The organism is Pseudomonas sp. RIT-562 (genome assembly GCF_026241895.1).
Classification (GTDB): Bacteria; Pseudomonadota; Gammaproteobacteria; order Pseudomonadales; family Pseudomonadaceae; genus Aquipseudomonas; species Aquipseudomonas mandelii_F.
The window spans coordinates 431,439-451,832 of the sequence record NZ_JAPJIV010000002.1 but is presented as its reverse complement, the minus strand read 5'-3'; the positions used below and the strand labels follow the sequence as shown (position 1 = coordinate 451,832).

Genomic DNA, 20,394 nt, shown 5'->3' with positions numbered 1-20,394 from the left:
CTAACAGACCGTTGCCGATGGCTGATACCCCATCCGCCAACTCACGGCCCGAGTCGCTGCCAGCAATCGCTGCGCGGCCGGGCCGTCTTCATCAGCGTGGAACAACGACGCCGGGCCGACAATGGTCATCACTGCTACCACTTGGCCCACAGCGTTGAAGACCGGTGCCGACAACGCATCCACTCCAGGCATGAGCAAGCCATGTACATGATGCAAGCCCCGGTCGCGGATCTGCTCACACAGTGTCGCGTAGGCCTGATCGTCTGCCAGTGGATGCGGTTTTGCGGCCTGCAACTCCACCTCACGCAGGTCCACGGTTTCACGCTTGGGCAAGTACGCACCGAATACCAGGCCGGTGGATGAACTGAGCAATGGCAATACCGACCCCAGTTGCGTTACCACCGTCACCGCACGTACAGCGGGTTCGATGTGCACTACCGTCGCACCTTGATTGCCCCACACCGCCAGGAAACAGGTTTCGTTCAGCTCGTCGCGCAACTCGGCCAGGGGCAGGGCGCCGACTTTGAGCACGTCCATACTGTTCAAGGCTGCCAGGCCAACACGCAGGGCTTCGCGGCCCAGGCCGTAGTGATTGGTGGCGGCGTTCTGTTCGGCAAAACCGCTGGCGATCAATGCCTGCAAGTAGCGATGCACCTTACTCGCGGGCATTTGCACGTGTTCGGCCAGGCGTGACAGCGAGGTCGAGGGCGACAACTCGGCCAGCGCCTTGAGGATGTCAGTGCCGACCTCGGCCGAGCGGACTTTCTGCTTATCGTTGCTGCGCGGCGTTTCCATGAAGGCGATCTGATCCTGTAGCGAATGGGCGTCTTTATAGCTTGACGGTCGATACCAATCAAATTACGTTATGCGTAATCGAATTACGATAAAAATAACCCGGGCGTGCCGAGATTTCTGCAAAGCAGGACTGGCCACGGCCTGCTCCCTGTTCAGGAGGCTCCATGAACCTCGATCCAACGGTGCCCGCACTGGCTTACCAGTCCGGTTTCGGTAACCAATTCAGCAGCGAGGCCCTGCCTGGCGCCTTGCCCATTGGCCAGAACTCTCCGCAGAAAGCGCCCTACGGCCTGTACACCGAATTACTGTCCGGCACCGCATTCACCATGGTCCGCGCCGAGTCACGACGCACCTGGATGTACCGCATCCAGCCGTCGGCCAATCACCCTGCGTTCGTCAAGCTTGAGCGGCAATTGGCGGGCGGTCCGCTGGGGGAAGTGACCCCCAATCGGCTGCGCTGGAACCCGCTGGACATGCCGGCTGAACCGACCGATTTCATCGACGGGCTGGTGAGCATGGTGGCCAATTCGGCCGCAGACAAACCGTCCGGCATCAGCATCTACAACTACCGCGCCAACCGCTCCATGGAGCGGGTGTTCTTCAATGCCGATGGCGAGCTGCTGCTGGTGCCCGAGATGGGTCGCCTGCGCATCGTCACCGAGCTGGGCGTGCTGGAGCTGGAGCCGCTGGAAATCGCCGTGTTGCCCCGCGGCATGAAATTTCGAGTCGAATTGCTTGATCCGCAGGCCCGTGGCTACATCGCCGAAAACCACGGTGCGCCGCTGCGCCTTCCGGACCTCGGCCCCATTGGCAGCAACGGCCTGGCCAACCCGCGGGACTTCCTGGCGCCGGTGGCGCATTACGAAAACCTCCAGCAACCGACCACCCTGGTGCAGAAATTCCTCGGTCAGCTGTGGGGCTGCGAGCTGGATCATTCGCCGCTGAACGTGGTCGCCTGGCACGGCAATAATGTGCCGTACAAATATGATCTGCGCCGCTTCAACACCATCGGCACCGTCAGCTTCGATCATCCGGATCCATCCATCTTTACGGTCCTGACCTCGCCCACCAGCACTCACGGTTTGGCCAATCTCGACTTCGTGATCTTTCCGCCACGCTGGATGGTCGCTGAAAATACCTTCCGTCCGCCCTGGTTCCACCGCAACCTGATGAATGAATTCATGGGGCTGATCAAGGGCGAGTACGACGCCAAGGCCGAGGGTTTTGTGCCCGGCGGTGCGTCCCTGCACAGCTGCATGAGTGCTCACGGACCCGACGGCGAAACCTGCACCAGGGCGATCAATGCGGAACTGGCGCCGGCGAAAATCGACAACACCATGGCCTTCATGTTTGAAACCAGCCAGGTCCTGCGCCCGAGCCGTTTCGCCCTGGAATGCCCACAGTTGCAAAAGAACTACGACACTTGCTGGGCTACGCTGCCCGCCACTTTTGACCCGACCCGGAGATAACCCATGACTCAGACTTCCATTACTCGCAGCTGGGTTGCTTCGGCCAACGGGCATATCGATTTCCCGCTGCAGAACTTGCCGCTCGGCGTGTTCAGCATCGACGGCGGGGCGCCACGCAGCGGCGTGGCCATCGGCGATCACATCTTCGACCTGGAAGCGGCGCTGGATGCCGGTCTGTTTGAAGGCACCGCCAAGGTCGCTGCAGAAGCCACCCGTGGCGGGCAACTGAATGCGTTTTTCCAGGCGGGCCCCGAGGCGCGAGTGGCATTACGTGAGCGTCTGCTGCAGTTGCTGTCCGAAGGCAGCACCCTGCACGGCAAAATCGAAGCCCAGGGCGCTAAACTGCTGCCACTGGCCGCCAACTGCGTGATGCACCTGCCGGCGAAAATCAGCGACTACACCGACTTCTACGTAGGCATCGAACATGCGCAGAACGTCGGCAAACTGTTCCGCCCCGACAACCCGCTGCTGCCGAACTACAAGTACGTGCCAATCGGCTACCACGGCCGCGCCTCGACCATTCGCCCTTCAGGTACCGACGTTCGGCGCCCTAAAGGCCAGACCCTGCCTGCCGGGCAGACCGAGCCGGTGTTCGGCCCGTGCGCACGCCTGGATTACGAGCTGGAGCTGGGCATCTGGATCGGCCAGGGCAACGAGATGGGCGACTCGATCGCCATTGGTGATGCCGCCAATCACATCGCCGGTTTCTGCCTGTTAAACGATTGGTCGGCACGGGATATCCAGGCGTGGGAATACCAGCCGTTGGGGCCATTCCTGTCGAAGAGCTTTATCACCAGCATTTCACCCTGGGTGGTGACGGCCGAAGCGCTGGAGCCGTTCCGCCGTGCCCAGCCCGCGCGTCCACAAGGCGATCCGCAACCGCTGCCCTACCTGTTGGACCCGCGTGATCAGGCCGCTGGCGCTTTTAACATCGAGCTGGAAGTGCTGCTGCTGACCGAGGCGATGCGCGAGCAGAATCTGCCCGCCCATCGCCTGACCCTGAGCAACACCCGGCATATGTACTGGACCGTGGCGCAGATGGTCGCGCACCACAGCGTTAACGGCTGCCAGTTGCAGGCGGGCGACCTGTTCGGTTCGGGAACTTTGTCCGGGCCCGAGAGCGGTCAGTTCGGCAGCCTGCTGGAGATCACCGAAGGCGGTAAAAAGCCGATCGAGCTGGCGAGCGGTGAGGTGCGTAAATTCCTCGAGGACGGCGACGAAATCATCCTGCGCGCCCGTTGCAACCGTGAGGGTTTTGCCTCCATCGGTTTCGGCGAGTGCCGCGGCAAAGTGCTGCCGGCTCGATAAGAGGAGCGCCTCATGGAACTGTTTACTTACTACCGCTCGACCTCGTCTTATCGGGTGCGGATTGCCCTTGCACTAAAGGGCCTGGATTATCAGGCGCTGCCGGTCAACCTGATCGCGCCGGTGGGCGGCGAACACCGTCAGGCGCCGTACCTGGGCATTAATCCGCAAGGCCGGGTGCCGGCCTTGCGCACCGACGATGGCGCCTTGTTAATCCAGTCACCGGCCATCATTGAATACCTGGAGGAACGTTATCCACAGGTGCCGCTGCTGGCGACGGACCTCGTCGCTCGCGCCCATGAGCGCGGGGTCGCGGCGCTGCTCGGTTGTGATGTGCATCCGCTGCACAACGTCAGCGTGCTCAACAAGCTTCGGCAGTTGGGACACGAGGAGCCGCAGGTGGTGGAGTGGATAGGGCACTGGATCAGCCAGGGGCTGGGGGCGGTGGAACAATTGATTGGCGACGAGGGGTTCTGTTTCGGGCCGGAGCCTGGGGTGGCGGATGTTTATCTGATACCGCAGCTGTATGCGGCTGAACGCTTCAATGTCTCCCTGGAGTCCTGGCCGCGGATTCGTCGAGTGGCGGCGCTGGCGGCGGCTCATCCGGCGTTCATCAAGGCACATCCGGCCAATCAGCCCGATACTCCCTGACTGCACGCCACAATAAACAATCACGAACCTGTGGAAGCACGTTTGGCTCCACAGGTTCGGGCGTCAGTGGACGATGGTGTTCGGCGGCAAATGCCCCAGTCGTTCAGTCAGGCGAATCCGCTGGATCGGATCCTCGCTGAGCATCAGCGCATGCTCCAGGTCGAAGCGTTCGGCGTTGGGACAGTCCAGTCTTTGATACAGGCTCGCCCGCGCCAGGTAATCAGCGGCGCTGGCGTTACCCAGTTCCAGCACCCGCTCGGCGTCGATCAGCGCACCGATATAATCATCGTGAGCCAAATGCAGCTGACGCAGGTTGCGCGACAGGCGTTGCAGCATCTGCAGCGGTTCGGCGGTCACCAGGTGCTCGGCGCTCAGCTTCATGTTCGGACCGTACTGGCGATGCAGCAACTCCCTGCAATCATTTGGGTACAAACGCCGCCCGCCGCAAGGATCGAGCAGGTGATCGGCGCCCGGCACACGCAGCAGAAAATGCCCCGGGAAGTTGACGCCGACCATGGGAATCTCCAGGCGTCGGGCAAGCTCCATGGCCAGCAGTCCCAATGCCAGCGGTTGGCCGCGCCGACGTGTCAGCACCTTGTCGAGCAACGCCGCTTGCGGTCGCAGGGGCGTGAAGTCGTCCTGGGCAAATCCCAGGTCATTCATGCGGCGCAATAACGGCTGGGCCAATTCACTCACAGGCAACATTGGCAAACCACAGCTGACGCGCTGCTGCAGATCCCTGAAGTGCGCCAGCACAGATTCGGCGTCCAGCTCCTTGTCATGCTCGACACAAATCCACAACGCCGCCTCGAACAGCGCGGGCGGTGAGCGTTGCAGGCATTCAAAGAAGCGTTGGCGGGGCGTCATCTTAATCTCCCGGGACATGCCTCGTTTTAGCCCCGTCTCCTCCATTCGTCCAGTGCCTCGAAAGGTTATGTCCGAATGCCTGTACGCGGTCGATCTTTATTCCGGTGCGCTTCAGCAAATTTCAGGCGCGAGCCTATACTGGCGACTACAAGAAGTGATTTTCGGGAGCCTTACGATGTTCGCTCTCATGCAAAGCAATCGCCTTGAATCGCTGCATCTGAGCGTCGACCCGGTCACCGGGTTGAAGGCCGTGATTGCCATTCATAACAGCCGCCTGGGCCCAGCACTGGGCGGGTGTCGATACCTTGCCTATCCAGACGACGAATCCGCCGTCGAAGATGCTGTGCGCCTGGCCCAGGGCATGAGCTACAAAGCGGCGTTGGCCGGGCTGGCTCAAGGCGGTGGAGTCGCCGTGATCATCCGGCCGATGCACGTGGAAAACCGTGCCGCGCTGTTCGAAGCGTTCGGTCGTTGCATCGATCAACTCGACGGGCGCTACATCACCGCGATCGACAGCGGTACTTCAGTAGCGGACATGGATTGCATCGCCCAACAGACCCAGCATGTCACCAGCACCACCTCGGCGGGCGACCCCGCGCCGCACGCAGCCATGGGCGTGTTTGCCGGCATTCGCAGTACGGCAATGGCACGCCTGGGCAGCGACAATCTTGAAGGTCTGCGCGTGGCCATCCAAGGCTTGGGAAACGTCGGCTACGCGTTGGCGGAACAACTGCATGCAGCGGGCGCGGAATTGCTGGTGAGCGACATCGATCATGGCAAGGTGCAACTGGCGATGGAGCAGCTGGGTGCTCATCCCATCGCCAACGATGCATTGCTCAGCACACCTTGCGACATACTCGCGCCGTGCGGGCTGGGTGGAGTTCTTAACAGCAACAGTGTGTCTCAATTGCGCTGTTCGGCAGTGGCGGGGTCGGCGAACAATCAGCTGACTCATGTGGAAGTCGCCGATTTGCTCGAGCGCCGGGGGATTTTGTATGCGCCGGATTATGTGATCAACGCGGGCGGGTTGATTTATGTTTCGCTAAAGCATCGTGGCGAAGAGCTGAGCACCATTACCGCACACCTGTCGAAAATCAGCTCCCGGTTGACCGAGGTATTCGCCCATGCCCAAGCGGAAAAACGTTCGCCGGCGCGGGTAGCGGATGAGTTGGCGGAGCGGGTGTTGTATCGCTGATGCCGAGCCTGAAAAAGACCCTGAGTCGCTGGATTCAGGGCTTGTTCAATTCGGGTGTTGATTACTTCGGTGCCTTTGCCGCCTTGGCAGGTTTGGCGGGTGCCACGGGTTCAGCTGCGTCAGGTGCTTGCGGCGCTTCAACAGGCGCAACAACAGGGGCAACTACTTCGGCAGGTGCACTCAACAATTCGGACAGGGCGTCCGGTTGGCTCTTGAACGCCTTGGCGAACACGTCGCGGTTCTTCGCCATGTAGATCCCGGCTTCTTCCACTTGCTGTTCTGTCAGGGACGGAACGGCTTTTTGCAACACTTCCGCCAGCAATTCGGCGAGTTCGAGCATTTTGTCATGACGGTCAGCTTCGGCTTTATCCATGAACAAGCGCTCCAGATCTCGGCTGCTGCGGTATACCACTTCGACGGCCATTCACCACCTCACATGCCTTCACATTAAGTTGTCGTATTCGACCACTGTATTTATATACAGCGAAAAGGATAAGCGAATCCTTGCGCTTTGGGTAGTGGCTTTTCAATGTAGACCGAAAATTGGGGGTCGCGGGCTGACGGTAGTGATTTGTGACCGTGTACATATCCGTTTCTGTGGTCATGGCGGCTATTGGTTCCGCCCTTACGGCGGGTCACTTTTGGCAAACGCCCCAAAAGTAACCAAAAGGTCTTTGCCCCACCACTTGGCACCTCGCCTAGGCTCGGTGTGCCCGAACGCAGGCATTGCTCCGCGGGTCGCTGCGATGGGCCATCCCTGGCCCAGCGCAGCTAAACCGGCATCCTTGCCGGTTTACCCGCTACGCAATACCTGCGTTCGGCCATCGTGGTTAACGGGCGTCCGCGATCAACAACCGGGCCGAGGCGGCCTGAAAGCCGACCTGACGGCTAGTTCGGCTTTGCATCGGCGGAGTTACGTATACGCACATATTTGGCACAACCAAAATCCCCTGTAGGAGCCCGGCTTGCCGGCGATGGCGATCTCGCGGAAGCCATCGCCGGCAAGCCGGGCTCCTACAGTAAGTCGTGTTTTATTTAATAAGTACGCGTAATCGTTCACGTCCATCGCGAGCAGGCTCGCTCCTACAGAGGGGGGGCGGCAATGCGAGAGGACAGGCACGATCAAACCAGCGCAGCGCGCCGGCTTGACGCCTTGGTCGGCCCGAAGGCCGCCACGGCCCGGTTTGTGATCACGGACGCCCATTAACCACGCTGGCCGAACGCAGGCATTGCGTAGCGGGTAAACCGGCAAGGATGCCGGTTTAGCCGCGCTGGGCCAGGGATGGCCCATCGCGGCGACCCGCGGAGCAATGCCGGAGTGAGGGCACACCGAGCCTAGGCGAGGTGCCGAGTGGTAGGGCAAGAAGCGTTTGGTTACTTTGCGCTTTTCAAAGTAACCCGCCGTAAGGGCGGAACCAATTGAAGCCGTGACCGCAGAAACGGATATGTACACCGCGAAACCGCCATCGCGAGCAAGCTTTGCTCCCACAACCGGCTCCCAAATGGACTTTCACAACCAGCTCCGAAATCGGCTCCCGCACCCGGCCTTCAAAACCCCAAAGTGCCTCACATCACCCAGCCACCATCTCACCTCCCAACCCCTGGCCTTTTTTCTGCATGCCAAACAACCGTCACGTCAAACCCGCATCATCCGGTCAAGTCGACCTAAGGAAGAATCACCGTGAAAATCAACTGGGCCGAGAAATTGCGGCAGAACGTGCATCAACTCGCCGAATCCCTGGGCAACCTGTTCGTCGAAAGCTTCCACTACCTGGCTTTGTTCGCCATCGGAGCGGTGACTGCCTGGGCAGCGGTGATGGAGTTCCTGGGGATGCTGGATAAGGGACACATCAAGATCGATGACATCCTGCTGCTGTTCATCTACCTGGAACTGGGCGCAATGGTCGGGATTTACTTCAAGACCAACCACATGCCAGTGCGCTTCCTGATCTACGTGGCCATCACCGCACTGACCCGGCTGCTGATCTCCAACGTCTCGCACCACAACCCGCCGGACGTCGGCATCATCTACCTGTGCGGCGGCATCCTGTTGCTGGCGTTCGCGATTCTGGTGGTGCGGTACGCCTCGTCACAATTCCCTTCGGTGAAAATCGAGCACCCGCAGCGCAAGGTTGGCGCGGGTTCGAGCGAGCATCCCGAAGTAGAGAAGGGCGAGCTCTAAAGCCCCATCGCCGGGCGCGGCAAGCCCGTGGCCGGCGGTGGTGGCAGCGTCCGGTTGTCGCCATCGGTCATGGCTTCGAGAATGGCGACCGCGCTGTGGCCCTGTTCGATGGCAATACCGAACTGAATACTTTGCACCAGGCGCTTGAGGCGCTTGGGGTCATTGCGCTGTTCGGCACTGATCATCCGCTTGGCCACTACTCGTCCGCTGTTGGACAGGGTGAGCATGATGCTGCCGTCGAGTCCCTGAATACTCAGGTTGATCTGGTAATCCGGCGCAAAGGCATCGGTAATGAGCTGAAAAGGATTGTCCATGATGCGTCACCGCCTGATTGAACGTGCAATTGTTGACCGGCCATGATCGGGTTGGTTCGCATTACCGGACCATTGGCAGGCCGCTCGCCGTGTCAATAGGGATATAGCAAGGGACATGCCGGAACGATTGTCGAACAATAATCACATCCCCTCAATTGCACCGCAAAACACCTGTAGCAGCCTGCGTTCGGCGGCGAAGCCGTCGTAAATCCTGAACTCGCGGTTTAACTGAAAACCGCGTTGTCCGATTTCACGACGGCTTCGCCGCCGAACGCAGGCTTCGCCAGCTGCTACAAGTAGTGTGTCAGGTGTGCTTAACCTGCCCGATTCAGGGCAGGAATGAATAAATGATCGCAGACAGTGCAATCAAGCCGATCAACACCACGAACACATTCGAAGCCTGACCCGAATACTGGCGCAAGGCCGGTACGCGGCGGATGGCGTACATCGGCATCAGGAACAACAGACAGGCGATGACCGGCCCGCCGAGGGTTTCGATCATCCCGAGAATGCTCGGATTAAACGTCGCCACCGCCCAGCAGCTGAGGATCATGAACAGCGCCGTCGCACGGTTCAGCCAACTGCTGGACATCACCTTGCCGCGGCCGCGCAGGCTTTTCACGATCAGGCCCTGGAAGCCTTCGCTGGCGCCGATGTAATGACCGAGGAAGGATTTGGTGATCGCCACCAATGCAATCAGCGGTGCAGCGTAGGCGATGACCGGGGTCTGGAAATGGTTGGCCAGGTAGGACAGGATCGAGATGTTCTGCGCTTTCGCCGCGGCCAGGTCCGCAGGGGACAACGCCAGCACGCAGCTGAAGCAGAAGAACATCACCGTCACCACCATCATTGCGTGGGCGATGGCTAGAATGCCGCTGCTCTTGGCTTCGGCCTGTTCGCCGTAGCGCTGTTTCTGATCGACCGCAAAGGCCGAGATGATCGGCGAATGGTTGAACGAGAACACCATCACCGGGATCGCCAGCCACAAGGTCTTGAAGAACAGTGGCAGCGGCATGCCTTCACTGGCGGTGGCGAAGAAGGCGCCGTTCCAGTTCGGGATCAGGCTGATGCCGAGCAGCAGCAATGCGGCGACGAACGGGTAGACCAGCACGCTCATGCATTTGACGATCACGCCCTGGCCGCAGCGGACAATGGCCATCAGGCCGAGGATCAACCCCAGCGACAAAATGGCCCGAGGCGGCGGAGCGATGTGCAGCTGGTGTTCCATGAAGCTGCTCAGGGTGTTGGTCAGCGCGACGCTGTACACCAGCAGAATTGGGAAAATCGCGAAGAAGTACAGCAAGGTGATCAGCTTGCCGGCGCCGATGCCGAAGTGTTCTTCCACTACCTCGGTGATATCGCCAGAGCGACCGGACAGCACGAAGCGTGTCAGGCCGCGGTGGGCAAAGAAGGTCATCGGGAAGGCCAGCACTGCGAGGATCAGCAGGGGCCAAAAACCGCCGACCCCGGCGTTGATCGGCAGGAACAGCGTTCCGGCGCCGATTGCCGTGCCGTAGAGGCCGAGCATCCAGGTGGTGTCGTGTTTACTCCAGCCTTTGCTGACTGTGGCGGTGTCGCGTGGTGCTTCTACAGCAGGATTTTCGGCAGCAGGTGTACGTACATCGGTCATCGTATTGGCCTCGTTATTGTTCTTGCTCGGGCTCACGTGGTACGGGCGGTCAGGGAATGCTCCTCAGCACTCCACCCAGCTCACGGCCAGGCCGCCCCGTGAAGTCTCTTTATATTTGTCGTGCATGTCGGCGCCGGTATCGCGCATGGTGCGGATGACCCGGTCGAGGGAAATGAAGTGTTTGCCGTCACCGCGCAAGGCCATTTGCGTGGCGTTGATCGCTTTCACGGCAGCGATTGCGTTGCGTTCGATGCAGGGCACCTGCACCAGCCCGCCGACCGGGTCGCAGGTCAGCCCGAGGTTGTGTTCCAGGCCGATTTCCGCAGCGTTTTCCAATTGCTCTGGCGTGGCGCCAAGCACGTCCGCCAAGCCCGCAGCGGCCATCGCGCAGGCGGATCCGACCTCGCCCTGGCAGCCGACTTCGGCACCGGATATCGACGCATTCTTTTTGCACAGAATGCCCACCGCTGCGGCGCCGAGGAAGAAGGCGACCACGTCGTCATCCGAAGCATCCGGATTGAATTTCATGTAGTAGTGCAGCACCGCTGGAATAATCCCGGCCGCGCCGTTGGTGGGTGCCGTGACCATGCGCCCGCCGGCGGCGTTTTCTTCGTTGACGGCGAGGGCGAACAGGTTGACCCATTCCATGGCCGACAGGGTGGAGGTGATGACGTTAGGCTTACCGATTTCCAGCAAGGCGCGGTGCAGCTTCGCCGCTCGACGCGGCACATTCAAACCGCCGGGCAGAATCCCCTCATGACGCAGGCCTTGCTCTACGCACTCGCGCATCACCGACCAGATGTGCAACAGGCCCTGGCGAATCTCGGTTTCGCTGCGCCAGGCCAGTTCATTGGCCATCATCAGCTCGGAAACCCGCAGGCCGTTCTGGTTACACAACTTGAGCAATTCGGCGGCGCTGGAAAAATCATACGGCAGCACGACGTCACTGGACGGAGCAATGCCAGACTCGGCCTCGGCTGCCTCGATGATGAATCCGCCGCCGATCGAGTAATACGTCTGCTCGGCCAGCTCTCCGGTTTCACCAAAGGCCGTCAGAGACATCGCATTGGGGTGGTAGGGCAGGCTCTCGTCGAGTAGCAACAGGTCGGTTTGCCAGTTGAAGGCGATCGTGTTTTCCCCGGCCAGTTTCAGTTCGCGGGTTTTCAACAGCGTGTTGATCCGCTCTTCGATGCAGGTCGGGTCGATGCTGTCTGGCCACTCGCCCATTAGCCCCATCACACAGGCGCGGTCGGTGGCGTGACCAACGCCGGTGGCCGACAGGGAGCCGTACAGGCGGATTTCCACTCGACGAACGGCGTCGAGCAGATTCTGCTCCTTAAGCGCCTGGGCGAAAGTCGCTGCGGCGCGCATGGGGCCGACGGTGTGGGAGCTGGACGGGCCGATGCCGACTTTGAAAAGATCGAAAACACTGATAGCCATGCTAAAGCCTATACAAGCAATGGGAGAGAAATCGCTGCCATTTTTGTAGGACAAGCGCAATGTCGGCGATACTGCCCACCTCGGTCCTACGTGACCAACGAAATTTCCTACTCAAGCCTTTAGCAGGACTAAACGATGAGCCGTCAATTGCATGCCCAGACTTATGTCTGGCTGCACGTGTTTTCCTGTGCCGCGCGGCACCTGTCGTTTACCCGATGTGCCGAAGAGCTACACATCACGCCGGGTGCAGTCAGCCAGCAGATTCGCCAACTGGAAGAGCGCCTAGGTTTCCGTCTGTTTCACCGGCGTGCCCGTGGAGTGGAATTGAGTGCTGAAGGCCAGCGATTGGCCATTACCGTTAATGAAGCCTACGGCAGCATCGATGCGGAATTGCGACGACTGGACGCGGGAATGATCAGTGGAATCCTGCGGGTACGTTCGATTCCATCGTTCCTCAGCAAATGGCTGACTCCGCGTCTGCCGCGCCTGCAGCAACGCTTTCCGGACATCCAGCTGCGGCTGGTGGCCGAGGACAGCAGCGTGCCCTTGCACGAAGGTGACTTCGACCTGGCGATCGACCTTAACGACGGCAGTTATCCAGGGCTGTTATCCACAACCCTGCTGGACGAACAGATTTTCCCGGTCTGTTCGCCGAGCCTGTTGCGCGGTCGTCCACCGCTGCACGGGCCGGCAGACCTGCTGCACTTTCCACTGCTGCACGACATCACCGCCTGGCGCGGCAGCTATGAGTATGCTGAGTGGGAGTTTTACCTGAATGCCATCGGCTTTGAAGGCGCGGACGTGCGGCGCGGGCATACCTTCAATCGCAATCACCTGACCATCGAAGCGGCAATAGCCGGCATGGGCGTGGCGATTGCGCGGCGCACCTTGCTCAATGACGAACTGGAGCGCGGGACCCTGATCGTGCCATTCGGCCTGGCCGTGCCCAATCACAAACGCTACGTGCTGCTCTATGCGCCGGGGGCGCTAAGTCATCCGGGCGTCAGGGCGGTGCATGACTGGCTGGTGGAGGAGGCGGGGATCTTTCGGAGCCTGCACCCGCTGGGCGAGCGGCAGATGTGAGCGGCCTGGGTAGTTGAACAGTGTCTACCCAACTCCCGACCTTAACAGTGCTTTTCGCGGTTGTCCGGCTTTTTTTGCGAATACATATTTATCTTTTTTTAGGGGTTGAAATGTTCTGCGAGCAGACCGATTGTGTAAGTAAGAGGTCACGGTGATGACGCCCAAGGGCCAGCCGAAGGGCCTCTCGCGAGCTAGCTGAAATAAGGGATGAACTATGCAAATCCAAGTCAACAGTGATAACCATATTCAAAGCAGCATCCGACTGGAGGAGTGGGTACGTACTACCATTGAGAGCACGCTCGAACGTTATGAAGAGGACCTGACACGCGTCGAGGTTCATCTGCGGGACGAGAACGGCGACAAGCCTGGTCCCCACGATATGCGCTGCCAGCTGGAAGCGCGGCCAAAAGGCCATCAACCGATTTCCGTGACCCATAAAGCCGACACCCTGGAGCAAGCGATCGACGGTGCGGCGGAAAAACTCGAACATGCGCTGGAGCACCTGTTCGGCAAACTGCGGGGCAAACCACGTGCCGCGATCGTGCCGTTCGAAAGAGTCGCGGCTGATGCGCTGCTCGAAGACGAGTTTCTTGAAAATGAACAGGCCGCGCAAAACGGCTGAAGCCTGATGTGATCTTTTCTTGCCAACGACAACGGGCCTGCTGATGCAGGCCCGTTTTTATTTGTGGTGTGCCATCACCTACACGGCATCATGGCTCCCCCCATGGAGTAGCCAATTGCAACGTGATGAGGTAGCGCTCTTCTGTCGGGCGCTTATCGTCCTGGAACCGATTGACCCCCAATAACACCTGATACTTGTCTTCAGCCCGCCAATAGGCAGTTCCCCCCCTTGTTCACGTTGTGCAGTCTGGCGCGCCATTCAGGTGTATCGGCGAACGATGGGAAGCGATCAAGTCTTATTGGCCTCCAGCCTCCCTGATGCCATTGATCTCGCAAGTCCAGCAGCATCCTCGAACTTTTTTGCATATGAGAATATTTATCATTATTATTGCCGCCTGCTCAGCCGCGTGACTATCGCGCAGCTCCACTTGTTTCAAGGCCGAAACATGAAAGTCAAAACCAGCACGCTCCCCGTTTCCTATCGACTGGCGGTCACTTCGCGGGTGCTTGCCGCCGTGGTGGGCGGATACGTGGTTGCCGCTTTGGCCAGTGTCAGCCTGACGCTCTGGCTGCCGATGCCGCGCGCCGAAGCGGTGGTGACCGGGATGATGACCTCGTTTCTGGTCTACCTGTGTGCCGTGCTGTGGTGCTTCGCCTGCCGCAGTGCGTGGCAGGCCTGGTTCGGCTTGATGGTTCCGGCCCTGGTGCTGGCGGCAGTCGCTGGGGTGGCTTACTGGATGGGGCACGCATGAAGGAGGGATTTCGTCAGGCGATGGCTTGGGTCCATACCTGGACCGGTTTGCTCTTCGGCTGGCTGCTGTTCGCTATTTTCCTGACGGGCACGCTTGCTTACTTCAATGACGAGATCAGTCACTGGATGCAGCCGGAGATTCCGGCGCGATCGGTCTCATCCGAACACAGCCTCGACCTCGCCCAGCAATACCTGCAGCAACACGCACCCGGTGCTTCGCGCTGGCTGATCGACCTGCCGAGCGCCCGGCAGCCAGCGCTGACGGTGCGTTGGCAACAGTCGCCCGCCAAACGCGGCGAGCGTGGTCAGTTCACTGAAAAAACCCTCGACCCGCAGTCCGGCAGCGAAGTGCAGGAACGGCAAACCAGGGGCGGCGACTTCTTCTATCGCTTCCATTTCCAGCTGCAGATGCCCCATCCGTGGGGCCGCTGGTTGTCGACGATCGCGGCCATGGTGATGTTCATCGGCCTGATCACCGGCATCATCACGCACAAGAAAATCTTCAAGGACTTCTTCACCTTTCGCCCGCGCAAGGGCCAGCGTTCGTGGCTGGATGGCCACAACGCAGTGGGCGTCCTGGTACTGCCTTTCCACTTGATGATCAGCTACAGCAGCCTGGTGATTTTCATGGCGATGGTCATGCCAGCGAGCATCCTCGCTTCCTATAACGGTGATGTGCGGGCGTTCTACGATGAGGTATTTCCTGCGTCCAGCACGCCCGAGCTCGCTGGCCGCCCCGGTCAGTTGGCTGCGATGGCGCCGTTGCTGGAGCGGGCGCGGGAGCAGTGGTCGGGTGGGCGCGTGGCGCGCCTGACGGTGAACAATCCGGGCGACGCCAATGCTTCGGTAGTGTTGGTACGCGACGGTGCCGATCGGGTGGTTCACGACGTGAGCAGCGCCGTGACGTTCAATGGCGTCAGCGGGCAACTGCTCAGTGCCACACCTGGGCAACCGGTGGCGATGGCCGTCGCTGGCAGTTTTTATGGCCTGCACATGGGCCGTTTTGCCGGCCCGGTGTTGCGTTGGTTGTACTTTATCTGCGGCTTGGCGAGCACGGCGGTGATTGGCACCGGGCTGGTGATCTGGCTGGGCAAGCGCCAACTCAAGCATGCGAAAAGTGGCGTCATGCCGTTCGAATTACGCCTGGTGGAAGTCCTTAACATCGCCAGCATGGCCGGGTTGACGGGCGCCGTGGCGGCGTTCTTCTGGGCCAATCGCCTGTTGCCGGTGGAGATGGCTGCCCGGGCAGACTGGGAGGTCAACTGCTTCTTCATCGTCTGGGGCCTGAGTGTGGTGCACGCCGTGATCCGACCTGGGCGCACCGCCTGGGTTGAGCAGCTGATTCTGGCCGCACTGCTGTTCTGCGGCATTCCATTGCTCAATGCGCTGACCACTGCGCATCACTTGCTGGCGACCTTGAGCCAAGGTGATTGGGCGATGGCCGGATTTGACTTGGCCTGCCTGGGCAGCGGCCTGTTCCTGGCGTGGGCGGCGTGGAGAATGCGCCGCGGCGGCGAGGTTGCCAGGGCCCCGCGTCAACGTGCACGTGCCGTCACTCCAGAGCGGGAGGCTAACTGAATGCTGCTTGCCCTGTTGCTCTGCTACAGCGGTTTTACCGCGCTTTGTCTGTCGATGGATCGGCATCACGTCGAACTGCTCGGCCACAAGCCCACGGCTGGTCGGCGCAAATTCTTGAAACTGGCTGGCTGGGCGTTGCTGGCGGTTTCGCCCTGGTTACTGGTGGCCCGAATCGGGTGGGGACTGGGCCTGGTCGAGTGGTGCGCGGTGCTGATGCTCAGTGCCTTGTTGTTGGTGCTGGTGTTGCCTTACCGCCCGCGCCTGGTGTTGGCGCTCGCCGGCCTGAGCCTGCTCGCCAGCCCCGTCGCCGCACTCGCGCAGTAATGATTCGATGATCAGCCACCCGCCTGAATCCAGTGAAGACGAACAACAAGGCGGGGGGCGTGCGCATTTCCTGCAGGTGTTCCTGTCCCAGCGCTCGCAGATGGAAGCGCTGGTCAGTCGTCGGGTTGGCTGTCGGGCGACGGCGGCCGATCTGGTGCAGGATTTGTTCCTGCGATTCTGGCGGCGACCATTGGTGCAGGTCGAGGAACTGAGTACCTACCTGCTGCGCTGTGCCGGCAACATTGCCATTGACCATTTGCGCAGCGAAGGAGCGCGGGTGCGGGGCAACGAGGGTTGGCTGCCCGACCAGCCGGACAGCCACGGCAGCGAACCCGAGGCTGCGCTGCAGGCCGGCAATGATTTGCGACATGTCGAGGCGGCGTTGCGTGCGTTGCCCGAGCGCACTCGGCAGATTTTTCTGCTCAATCGCATCCACGGGCGCAAATACGCGCAGATCGCCAAGGCCATGGGCTTGTCCCAGAGTGCCGTGGAAAAACATATGATGCGCGCCCTCGAAGCCTGCAAGGCCAGCCTGGAAACCAAACCGCGCACGCCAGGGAAAGCACCGTGAATCACGTTGAACGAATCATTCCGACGCCGGCCCAGGAACAGGCCGCCTACGCCTGGCTGAGCCTGCTGCACGACCAGCCCAGCAGCGGCGATCAAGTGACCTTCAGCCGCTGGCTGCAGGCCGATCCCGCCCACGCCGAGGCCTACGCCCAGGCTCAAGTGGTGTGGGAACTGAGCGAAGCACCGGCACGCACGCTGGCAAGCGAAGATGCGCTTGCCTTGCAGGGTTACCTCAACTCAATGGATCGTTCCCGCCAGTACCGTGTGCGGCGCTGGGCTGGCGGATTGGCAATGGCGGCTTGCCTGTTGTTGATGATCGGCATGGGGGCTGGATGGCAGCCTATGCGCTGGGTGGATGACCTGGGAGCGGACTACGTCTCGGCTCCAGGGGAAATTCGCACGGTGACGTTGGCTGATCAATCCCAGGTAACGCTGGATGCGGACAGCGCCATTGCGGTGAATTTCAGCGGTGGTGAACGGCATGTGCAATTGCGCCGCGGCGCCGGGTTTTTCAGCGTCGTCCATACCGGCGAGCCTTTTATCGTCGACGCGAACCAAGGCCAGGCGCGGGTCCTGGGCACGCAGTTCGAGGTACGTCTGCAACCGGCTGGCGCGCAGGTGACGGTGCTGTCCGGACGGGTCGGTGTCACGGCGCGCCAGCAGGCTGCACAGCAGATTCTCGGTGCGGGCGAGCAGGTCAGTTATGGCGCTGGCTCGGCGCAGAAAGTTCGTGGGGTGGACAGTGAAGCGCAGCTGGCCTGGCGCCAGGGTTGGCTCAATTACTACAGGACGCCACTGGCGGACGTAGTGAAGGATCTGGGGCGTTATTACCCAGGGCGCATCGTATTGCTCAACGATGAACTGGCGACGCGCCGGGTCAGTGGCAGCTTCCCGAGCAAGGATCCGCAGGCGGTATTGAGTTCGCTGCAGGGGGTGTTGGGGTTTGAGCAGACCCAAGTCTTCGGGCATCTGATCTTTTTGCGCTAGCGCAAGATCAAAAGATCGCAGCCTTCGGCAGCTCCTACAGGGACACGCGATCTTCTGTAGGCGCTGCCGAAGGCTGCGATCTTTAGATCCTCTGAAAATAATTCAAATTTGAAGTGAGGTAAAACCTCGCGCCATCCGTGTAGTGACTGAAACTGCGAGTCATTCGCATCCGTTGCGGTTCTACACAGGTCATGAGCAATGAAGTCCAGGGCAAAATTGGTTTCGGTCAAACAGTGGTTGAGTGCATCCGCACTGGGCATTACCGCGTCGGCTTTGCTGCCGTCGGGCATTGCCCTGGCTGCCGAGGCCGGCGTGACCCAGCAACACACCCAGTTCAATTTCGCCCTGGCCGCCAAACCGCTGCCCCAGGCCTTGAGCGACTTCAGCCGGGTTACCGGACTCAGTGTGGTCTACACCGACGAAGCGCCCTACGGTATCACCGCCCCGGCGGTCAGCGGGCAGATGAGTGCCGAGCAGGCGCTGCAGCGCTTGCTCGGCGGTTCTGGATTGACCTTCCACCGCACCGATGCTCACACCCTGGCACTGCAGCCTTTGCCAACCCAGGGTGCCTTGAACCTGGGCGCGACCACCATCACCTCGGTCATGGAGCAATCCACCAGCTACCAGCCGCCCCCCACGAGCTCGGTGATGCGCTCGCAGGCGTTGCTCCAGGAAATCCCGCAGACCGTCAATGTAATCCCGGCCCAGGTCATTCGCGACCAGGCGCCGCGCAATCTGGATGACGCACTGGCCAATGTCAGTGGCATTACTCAAGGCAACACGTTGGGCAGCACCCAGGACTCGGTAATGACCCGCGGCTTCGGCGACAACCGCAATGGCTCGATCATGCGCGACGGCATGCCGCTGATCCAGGGCAGGGGGCTGAATGCCACGGTGGATCGGGTCGAAGTGCTCAAGGGTCCGGCTTCGTTGCTGTACGGCATTCAGGACCCTGGCGGTGTGGTCAATATGGTCAGCAAGAAACCCGAGCTTGAGCAGTACAACGCCTTGACCTTGCGTGGCTCGACCTACGGCAACGGCAAGAATGGCAGTGGCGGCGGCCTCGACAGCACCGGCGCCCTGGGTGATTCCGGGTTGGCCTATCGCATGGTGCTGGACCACGATGACGAAGATTACTGGCGCAACTATGGCGTGCGTCGCGAAACCCTGGTTGCGCCGTCCCTGGCCTGGTTCGGCGACGGCACTACATTGTTGTTGGCCTATGAGCACCGTGAATTCCTCACCCCCTTCGACCGCGGCACCGTGATCGATCCCCGGGACAATCACCCGCTGGATATCTCCCGCGAGCGGCGTCTCGACGAACCGTTCAACGACATGGAGGGGCGGTCCGACCTCTATCATGTCGAGGCCGATCACCAGCTCAACGACAACTGGAAAGCTCATTTCGGCTACAGCTGGAACCGCGAGACCTACGATGCCAGCCAGGTGCGCGTCACGGCCATCGATACCAGCACGGGCAGGCTGACTCGCAGCATGGATGGCACGCACAACGCAATCAGCACCGACCGCTTCACCACGGCCAGCCTGGAAGGCCAGGTCGATGTGGCGGGCATGCAGCATGACCTGGTGATCGGTATCGACGACGAGTACCGCAAGATCTACCGCGCCGACCTGATCCGCCAGAAAAGCCTGAGCAGCTTCAGCTATACCAATCCGGTGTACGGTCGCGAGGTGGAAGGCACCACGGTCAGCCCGGCAGACAGCGCGCAGACCGACATCCTGCGCAGCGATTCGCTGTTCCTGCAGGACTCGATTCACCTGACCGATCAATGGATTCTGGTCGGCGGCGCGCGATTCCAGGAGTACGACCAGTACGCGGGCAAAGGCGTACCGTTCCAGGTCAACACCGACAGCAATGGCCAGAAGTGGGTGCCGCGCGCCGGACTGGTGTATCGCTATACCGACGCCCTGTCGTTCTACGGCAGCTACACCGAGTCGTTCAAACCCAACTCGACCATTGCGCCGCTGAGCGGCAGCAGCACGGTGCTCGATGGCAGCATCGCCCCAGAGGAGGCCAAGTCGTGGGAAGTCGGGGCCAAGCTGGATCTGCCAGGACGCGTCACCGGCAACATCGCCTTGTTCGACATCAAGAAACGCAATGTGCTGGTCGCCAATTCCGAGGGGCCGGTGACGATCTACAGTGCCGCAGGCGAAGTACGTTCCCGGGGCCTGGAAATGGATTTGAGCGGTCAGCTCAGCGAGCGCTGGAGCATGATCGGCAGCTATGCGTATACCGACGCCGAGGTCACCGAAGACCCGACCTACAAGGGCAAGAAGCTGCAAAATGTGGCGAAGAACAGTGGCTCGCTGTCGGCGGTGTATGACTTTGGCAACATTATCGGTGGTGACCAGCTGCGGGTGGGCGCTGGCGCTCGCTACGTGGGGGAGAGGGCGGGTAACGCCGTGAATGATTTTGACCTGCCGAGCTACACGGTAGCTGATGCGTTTGCCACCTATGACACCAAGGTCGAGGGCCAGACGGTCAAGTTTCAGCTCAACGTGAAAAACCTGTTTGATCGCACGTACTACACGTCGGCAGCGAGCCGGTTCTTCGTGTCGATGGGGGATTCGCGGCAGGTGACATTGTCGAGTACGTTGGAGTTCTGACGGT

At 60.6% G+C, this 20,394-nt stretch carries 18 protein-coding genes and 2 pseudogenes; 13 read left to right on the top strand and 7 right to left on the bottom strand.

The window, feature by feature from the left end; all coding sequences use genetic code 11:
• Positions 1–795, bottom strand: coding sequence for an IclR family transcriptional regulator (locus ORL50_RS04890; protein ID WP_266010575.1), 795 nt, complete (start codon positions 793–795; stop codon positions 1–3).
• A gap of 164 nt (positions 796–959) precedes the next feature.
• Here ORL50_RS04890 and hmgA point away from each other — a divergent pair, with 164 nt between their 5' ends.
• From hmgA to maiA, 3 genes are read left to right on the top strand one after another with little or no spacing between them, the layout of a single operon-like run.
• Positions 960–2,264: a homogentisate 1,2-dioxygenase gene (gene hmgA, locus ORL50_RS04885; RefSeq protein ID WP_266010573.1), complete on the top strand. Its 1,305-nt coding sequence runs from the start codon at positions 960–962 to the stop codon at positions 2,262–2,264.
• Between the two features lie 3 nt (positions 2,265–2,267).
• Complete coding sequence (fahA, locus tag ORL50_RS04880; RefSeq protein WP_266010571.1) at positions 2,268–3,572, top strand: fumarylacetoacetase; 1,305 nt, start codon at positions 2,268–2,270, stop codon at positions 3,570–3,572.
• Positions 3,573–3,584: 12 nt separating this feature from the next.
• On the top strand, positions 3,585–4,220 hold the full coding sequence (gene maiA / locus ORL50_RS04875) for a maleylacetoacetate isomerase (protein ID WP_266010569.1): 636 nt from the start codon (positions 3,585–3,587) through the stop codon (positions 4,218–4,220).
• A 63-nt stretch (positions 4,221–4,283) separates the two neighbouring features.
• Here maiA and ORL50_RS04870 read toward each other — a convergent pair whose 3' ends face one another.
• Entirely contained in the window at positions 4,284–5,087 is an 804-nt protein-coding gene (locus ORL50_RS04870; protein ID WP_266010567.1) for a SirB1 family protein, read from the bottom strand.
• A gap of 175 nt (positions 5,088–5,262) precedes the next feature.
• Between ORL50_RS04870 and ORL50_RS04865 the strand changes: the two genes are divergently transcribed.
• On the top strand, positions 5,263–6,282 hold the full coding sequence (locus ORL50_RS04865) for a Glu/Leu/Phe/Val dehydrogenase family protein (RefSeq protein ID WP_266010565.1): 1,020 nt from the start codon (positions 5,263–5,265) through the stop codon (positions 6,280–6,282).
• A gap of 169 nt (positions 6,283–6,451) precedes the next feature.
• On the opposite strand, the pseudogene ORL50_RS04860 reads toward ORL50_RS04865, so the two are convergent.
• Positions 6,452–6,706 (bottom strand): annotated as a pseudogene (locus tag ORL50_RS04860) (YebG family protein); the annotation flags it as partial.
• A 1,257-nt stretch (positions 6,707–7,963) separates the two neighbouring features.
• On the opposite strand from ORL50_RS04860, the gene ORL50_RS04855 reads away from it, so the two are divergent.
• Complete coding sequence (locus ORL50_RS04855; RefSeq protein WP_266010563.1) at positions 7,964–8,464, top strand: phosphate-starvation-inducible protein PsiE; 501 nt, start codon at positions 7,964–7,966, stop codon at positions 8,462–8,464.
• On the opposite strand, the gene ORL50_RS04850 is transcribed toward ORL50_RS04855, so the two are convergent.
• The 3 genes from ORL50_RS04850 to ORL50_RS04840 form a co-directional block, all read right to left on the bottom strand.
• Positions 8,461–8,778: a DUF3509 domain-containing protein gene (locus ORL50_RS04850; protein ID WP_266010561.1), complete on the bottom strand. Its 318-nt coding sequence runs from the start codon at positions 8,776–8,778 to the stop codon at positions 8,461–8,463. The genes ORL50_RS04855 and ORL50_RS04850 overlap by 4 nt on opposite strands.
• A 328-nt stretch (positions 8,779–9,106) precedes the next feature.
• Positions 9,107–10,408: a serine/threonine transporter gene (locus ORL50_RS04845; protein ID WP_266010559.1), complete on the bottom strand. Its 1,302-nt coding sequence runs from the start codon at positions 10,406–10,408 to the stop codon at positions 9,107–9,109.
• Between the two features lie 63 nt (positions 10,409–10,471).
• On the bottom strand, positions 10,472–11,848 hold the full coding sequence (locus tag ORL50_RS04840) for an L-serine ammonia-lyase (RefSeq protein WP_266010557.1): 1,377 nt from the start codon (positions 11,846–11,848) through the stop codon (positions 10,472–10,474).
• Positions 11,849–11,983: 135 nt separating this feature from the next.
• Here ORL50_RS04840 and ORL50_RS04835 point away from each other — a divergent pair, with 135 nt between their 5' ends.
• Together ORL50_RS04835 and ORL50_RS04830 are read left to right on the top strand one after the other, a co-directional pair.
• A complete protein-coding gene (locus ORL50_RS04835) occupies positions 11,984–12,931 on the top strand; it encodes a LysR substrate-binding domain-containing protein (protein ID WP_266010555.1) in 948 nt (315 codons plus the stop codon).
• Positions 12,932–13,145: 214 nt separating this feature from the next.
• On the top strand, positions 13,146–13,553 hold the full coding sequence (locus ORL50_RS04830) for an HPF/RaiA family ribosome-associated protein (RefSeq protein ID WP_149657528.1): 408 nt from the start codon (positions 13,146–13,148) through the stop codon (positions 13,551–13,553).
• A gap of 88 nt (positions 13,554–13,641) precedes the next feature.
• Here the strand turns inward: ORL50_RS04830 and ORL50_RS04825 are convergent.
• Positions 13,642–13,903: pseudogene (locus tag ORL50_RS04825) on the bottom strand (hypothetical protein); the annotation flags it as partial.
• A gap of 95 nt (positions 13,904–13,998) precedes the next feature.
• On the opposite strand from ORL50_RS04825, the gene ORL50_RS04820 reads away from it, so the two are divergent.
• The 6 genes from ORL50_RS04820 to ORL50_RS04795 all read left to right on the top strand — a co-directional run bounded on the left by ORL50_RS04820 (position 13,999) and on the right by ORL50_RS04795 (position 20,390).
• A complete protein-coding gene (locus tag ORL50_RS04820; RefSeq protein WP_266010550.1) occupies positions 13,999–14,304 on the top strand; it encodes a DUF3649 domain-containing protein in 306 nt (101 codons plus the stop codon).
• Positions 14,301–15,881 carry a PepSY-associated TM helix domain-containing protein gene (locus ORL50_RS04815; protein ID WP_266010548.1) on the top strand — a complete coding sequence of 527 codons (1,581 nt, stop codon included), beginning with the start codon at positions 14,301–14,303 and terminating at the stop codon, positions 15,879–15,881. The genes ORL50_RS04820 and ORL50_RS04815 overlap by 4 nt, the downstream gene beginning before the upstream one ends.
• Positions 15,882–16,205: a DUF3325 domain-containing protein gene (locus tag ORL50_RS04810; protein WP_266010546.1), complete on the top strand. Its 324-nt coding sequence runs from the start codon at positions 15,882–15,884 to the stop codon at positions 16,203–16,205.
• A gap of 7 nt (positions 16,206–16,212) precedes the next feature.
• A complete protein-coding gene (locus ORL50_RS04805; protein WP_266010544.1) occupies positions 16,213–16,776 on the top strand; it encodes an RNA polymerase sigma factor in 564 nt (187 codons plus the stop codon).
• A complete protein-coding gene (locus ORL50_RS04800) occupies positions 16,773–17,762 on the top strand; it encodes a FecR family protein (RefSeq protein ID WP_266010542.1) in 990 nt (329 codons plus the stop codon). The genes ORL50_RS04805 and ORL50_RS04800 overlap by 4 nt, the downstream gene beginning before the upstream one ends.
• 198 nt (positions 17,763–17,960) lie before the next feature.
• Positions 17,961–20,390 (top strand): TonB-dependent siderophore receptor, encoded by a 2,430-nt coding sequence (locus ORL50_RS04795; RefSeq protein WP_266010540.1) that lies wholly within the window; start codon positions 17,961–17,963, stop codon positions 20,388–20,390.
• Positions 20,391–20,394: the final 4 nt, after the last annotated feature.

Coding starts and splice junctions, on each gene's coding strand:
- ORL50_RS04890 (WP_266010575.1), bottom strand. CDS start 795: ATGGAAACGCCGCGCAGCAACGATAAGCAGAAAGTCCGCTCGGCCGAG.
- ORL50_RS04845 (WP_266010559.1), bottom strand. CDS start 10,408: ATGACCGATGTACGTACACCTGCTGCCGAAAATCCTGCTGTAGAAGCA.
- ORL50_RS04835 (WP_266010555.1), top strand. CDS start 11,984: ATGAGCCGTCAATTGCATGCCCAGACTTATGTCTGGCTGCACGTGTTT.
- fahA (WP_266010571.1), top strand. CDS start 2,268: ATGACTCAGACTTCCATTACTCGCAGCTGGGTTGCTTCGGCCAACGGG.
- ORL50_RS04850 (WP_266010561.1), bottom strand. CDS start 8,778: ATGGACAATCCTTTTCAGCTCATTACCGATGCCTTTGCGCCGGATTAC.
- ORL50_RS04840 (WP_266010557.1), bottom strand. CDS start 11,848: ATGGCTATCAGTGTTTTCGATCTTTTCAAAGTCGGCATCGGCCCGTCC.
- ORL50_RS04870 (WP_266010567.1), bottom strand. CDS start 5,087: ATGACGCCCCGCCAACGCTTCTTTGAATGCCTGCAACGCTCACCGCCC.
- ORL50_RS04795 (WP_266010540.1), top strand. CDS start 17,961: ATGAAGTCCAGGGCAAAATTGGTTTCGGTCAAACAGTGGTTGAGTGCA.
- ORL50_RS04820 (WP_266010550.1), top strand. CDS start 13,999: ATGAAAGTCAAAACCAGCACGCTCCCCGTTTCCTATCGACTGGCGGTC.
- hmgA (WP_266010573.1), top strand. CDS start 960: ATGAACCTCGATCCAACGGTGCCCGCACTGGCTTACCAGTCCGGTTTC.
- ORL50_RS04815 (WP_266010548.1), top strand. CDS start 14,301: ATGAAGGAGGGATTTCGTCAGGCGATGGCTTGGGTCCATACCTGGACC.
- ORL50_RS04830 (WP_149657528.1), top strand. CDS start 13,146: ATGCAAATCCAAGTCAACAGTGATAACCATATTCAAAGCAGCATCCGA.
- maiA (WP_266010569.1), top strand. CDS start 3,585: ATGGAACTGTTTACTTACTACCGCTCGACCTCGTCTTATCGGGTGCGG.
- ORL50_RS04865 (WP_266010565.1), top strand. CDS start 5,263: ATGTTCGCTCTCATGCAAAGCAATCGCCTTGAATCGCTGCATCTGAGC.
- ORL50_RS04810 (WP_266010546.1), top strand. CDS start 15,882: ATGCTGCTTGCCCTGTTGCTCTGCTACAGCGGTTTTACCGCGCTTTGT.
- ORL50_RS04805 (WP_266010544.1), top strand. CDS start 16,213: ATGATCAGCCACCCGCCTGAATCCAGTGAAGACGAACAACAAGGCGGG.